Source organism: Butyrivibrio sp. (assembly GCF_024699075.1).
Window position 1 is genome coordinate 1 of record NZ_JAILQF010000316.1, and the last position, 3,889, is coordinate 3,889.

Genomic DNA, 3,889 nt, shown 5'->3' on the forward strand with positions numbered 1-3,889 from the left:
CAGACGAAGTAAATGCTGTTTTAGCTTATCTTGCTGAACCTGAAATTATGGATAAAAAAGCTGTTAATACACTCATTGAAGATGCACATTGTATCGATACATACAGACCTTGCTATGCTACACTCGTTTCCAAAATGATAAGGGGTAAATACCGGGTATATTTACACTTAACCATTGAAGGTAAGGCGAAACCGAAATACGATAAATATGGCAATCCCCGTCATAAATACGTCAAAGGTATGATAGGTGCGGATATTGGCACTCAGACCATTGCCTACACTTCTAATATAGAGGTAGGGTTGAAGAACCTTTCGGAGCGTGGCAATAGTATACAGACTTCCGAACGGAAAGAACGTCTGCTCTATCGTGCTATGGACAGGTCAAGGAAAGCAACCAACCCACAGAATTACAATGATGAGGGTACTGTAAAGAAAGGTCATAAGACTTGGAAATACTCAAATCATTATAAGAAACTGAGAGCCAGACATTCTGAATTATGTCGCATCAATGCTGTAAACAGAAATCTTGCAATAAAAGAGGATGTAAATCACTTGCGGAGTCTTGGAGATGTATTTGTTACTGAGCCTAAAAATGCAAGCAAGCTCATGAAGCGAGCTATGGAAACCACTAAGAACGACAAGGGTAGATTTAACAGGAAAAAGCGGTTCGGTAAATCCATAAAAAACAGATGCCCAGGAGGTTTTCAGTCAAATGTAGAGAAGAAATTCAAAGCCACAGGTGGCACATATATAGAAGTCCCGAATAACTACAGGGCTTCGCAGTATGATCATACAGCAGATGTTTATATAAAAAAGAAGCTGTCCGACAGATTGTTTAAACTACATGATGGTACTGAAGTACAGAGGGATTGGTATTCATCGTTTCTGCTATACTGCTATGATCATATGACGCGTGATATAGATAAAAATAAATGCAATACAAAATTTGAGGAACAATACAACAGAGAAAAAGCCTTAATCACTTGGATTAAGGCTAATAAACTTAAAATATTAAACAGTGGAATTAAAATAGCTTAACAACTTAATAATCAGGGAGATTGACTGTACTTCCTTGCTTAAAAGCAAAAATTTACCGCTAATGTGGTCGTTGGACTGCTTGGTAATAAAAGTCCTGATTTAAACAGATTTACACTTGTAACTCCAAAGTCTGAAAATGATGTACGATTACAAGCTACACTTGCCAATCAGACCCCCACGGGCTTGCCCGTGGGTACAGTCAGAAGAGCTTTTTATGGTGCACGAGATGTAGAGCTATACAGGCTTATATATTTAATTGAGAGTTATTTTTTGACGCAGAGTATTACTGCAGGCGCCGGTTTATTATATCCTTTTAGAAATAGCCCCCTATCTTTTGCTTCAGATATAATTGCTGAAGGGAAAAGATTACAACAATTAAGATATTTAATCCAATTAGGAACAGACTTAAGATGATTTGGAAGCTTCACGGGATTTTTAACCAGGGCTACTATTTTATCGCGATATTCTTCAGCTATTTCTTTGGAGTATTTATTACTTAGTGAATACAAAGTCCAGCGGTCTGACATGGTTATAACAGGAATATTGATTTTTAACTGACCTTCATTATCACGATACATGATATTGAATTCCAGAATCTCATTGATGCCTTCCAAAAGCTTTTTATCAAGCATCTCCAGCATATCTGTTTTTCCTGAATATATTGAATATACAAATTTTAGATAGGAATCATCGCTGTTGTCATGATAATTTGCTCCCAAAACTGATGAATCTGTATCATAACTACACATGCTTATTTCTTTTGCACCGAGAAGATTTTGCCGTGTATGAACGCATTCACCACTCATATGAAATTTACTATAAGGGCAATTTTCATAATCATAACCGTGAGGATAAAGATTACCCATAGCATACCATCTTCCTCCATTAGGTCTTTCCGGGTAATGCTCTGAGGATTCTCTTCCTCCGCAGGCTTCATCTCTAACGTCTAATGTAGCTGATGTAATGGTTCTTAAAAAGAAAAAGCTTTCCAGTTTAAGTGCTTGATCTAAACTTTGCTTTTTATAAAAATTGTTCTGGCGTAGTTCATCAAGACCTTCGGATACGATATGCCATATTCCATCACAAAGTTCTTTTGCCAAATTCAACTGGATATTGAAATTATCCATTCGGTCTTGCTCTGAGTAGATAATAAAATCAGTATATACTTTATCAGAGACCCTCTTCATCAATTGTCCTGCAACAAGAGTAGCTACTATTGGTTCAATATAAGCAGTTGGGATGCCGATAGCCTTAGATAATTCACTTAGTGTAATTGGCTTTTGATAAGCCAATATCAACAGATTCATCTTAATACGGTCATCTCCTACAAGAGACCAGGGTTCGTCATCATATCCAATCTGACCTGCGTTACAAATAAAAAGATCATCAGGTTCATAACTTTGCTTAGTATAAGTTTCCATTGTAAACTCCTTCTGAATATGCTTTCTGCCTGTAAACAATCTGGTCTTAACTGTATCTTCAGGAATTTTGAGCAGTTGAGATATCTCTAATACACTTTTACCATTCATATAATGTTGGACTAGGACTTCACGGTAGATACCGGCAAGCGTAGCAAGGCAGCGCCGAATATTCTCTGCGTCTTCAGAACTATCGGAGGAAGAGCTTTCATCAGGTATTTCACCAATTTCATCTATGCAGACAGTGGGCTTTCTGTACCTTTGTCTGAGCATATCGTAATATTTGTGATTTAATACCGTCATAAGCCAGCTTTTAGGTTCTGATATCACCTTGCCTTTGCTTATAGATGTAAGCGCGGTCAGCAAAGTTTCCTGCACAAGATCTTTGGCATCTTCAAGATTGTCACATTTACTCACGGCAACTTTCATGAGTTCGTCGGCATATTCTGTTATGTTATTTTTGTCCATTGGGTACCCCTTTTTTGAAGCTTCTCTTATTAGTCGCAGAATTTGCCGCAAGGTTTGGTGGATTCTACAAATTTTTTTCATCTTTTTCAATCTGGCAATTAAAAAATGGCCTGCCACTTGACAGACCATAACACACATTTTATGTAAGTTCAATTGTGTAGTGTTGCTTTATCACACCATCTTCTTCAAACTCATCAGTCAATATTCCGCCGTAGCATATGGCAGTGCTTGCTGAAGCTATATTGCCTTTATCACAAGCTATGATTACTTGATGGAGAGGAATCTGTCTGGCGAATTCCAGGCATAGTTCTAGCTGGGCTTTCCCATAACCCTTTTTGCGCTCAGACGGTCTTATGCCATAAGCAATATGTCCGCCACTTTTTATGTCATCCGATAAAGAGTGATGAATCTTGATGCATCCAATAAGCTTTCCATCTGAGATGCGTTTGGAAAAGAAGGTACTTGTTCGTACTCCGGTCTCGGGATTCATATCTTTAATTGTGTTTATATGAGCTAGCCATTCGTCAAAATTATCATAGTATGCAAGTCCACCTGTACCGTGGACCTGCATATCGCCATAGTCAAAGTGCTCTTTTTTATACTGAAGAATTTGTTCTTCCATATCTTTAGATGGAGAGACTAAAGCTAATTTCGGATTGTCCATTTATAACCTCATTTCTTTTTTCTAAGTAGCCAGAAATGATTTTGATCATCATCTGAACGGATAACTTTGCATTGCAAGCGTATAGCTTTATCTTCGTTTCGTAAACACTGTATTCCAAGAAATGTATTTGCAAATGCAGTATTGTTACTCTTTTCATCATCAAGCTTAAACAAATAGTAGTATTCTTCGCCATCTGAAACTTCTGGCATGTCAGAATAAAAATCTTTTACATATTTCCATCCATGTGTCTCGAATATATTTTCCAGATCAGGATTGGATAAACATTCATTAAACTCTTTTTC

Annotated in this window: 3 protein-coding genes and 1 pseudogene; 1 reads left to right on the forward strand and 3 read right to left on the reverse strand. The window is 37.4% G+C overall.

Annotation, left to right across the window (positions count from 1 at the left end):
- Positions 1-1,037 (forward strand): annotated as a pseudogene (locus K6G87_RS12655) (hypothetical protein); the annotation flags it as partial.
- Positions 1,038-1,300: 263 nt separating this feature from the next.
- On the opposite strand, the gene K6G87_RS12660 reads toward K6G87_RS12655, so the two are convergent.
- The 3 genes from K6G87_RS12660 to K6G87_RS12670 form a co-directional block, all read right to left on the reverse strand.
- Positions 1,301-2,923, reverse strand: a complete 1,623-nt coding sequence (locus K6G87_RS12660) for an RNA polymerase sigma factor (protein ID WP_296837843.1) — start codon at positions 2,921-2,923, stop codon at positions 1,301-1,303.
- Between the two features lie 139 nt (positions 2,924-3,062).
- Positions 3,063-3,587 (reverse strand): GNAT family N-acetyltransferase, encoded by a 525-nt coding sequence (locus K6G87_RS12665; RefSeq protein WP_296837845.1) that lies wholly within the window; start codon positions 3,585-3,587, stop codon positions 3,063-3,065.
- 8 nt (positions 3,588-3,595) lie between these two features.
- A partial coding sequence (locus K6G87_RS12670; protein ID WP_296837848.1) for a hypothetical protein occupies positions 3,596-3,889 on the reverse strand: 294 nt, incomplete at its 5' end.

What these genes read in the sequence shown, in the direction of transcription:
- K6G87_RS12660 (WP_296837843.1), bottom strand. Translation starts at nt 2,923, where the DNA reads ATGGACAAAAATAACATAACAGAATATGCCGACGAACTCATGAAAGTT.
- K6G87_RS12665 (WP_296837845.1), bottom strand. Translation starts at nt 3,587, where the DNA reads ATGGACAATCCGAAATTAGCTTTAGTCTCTCCATCTAAAGATATGGAA.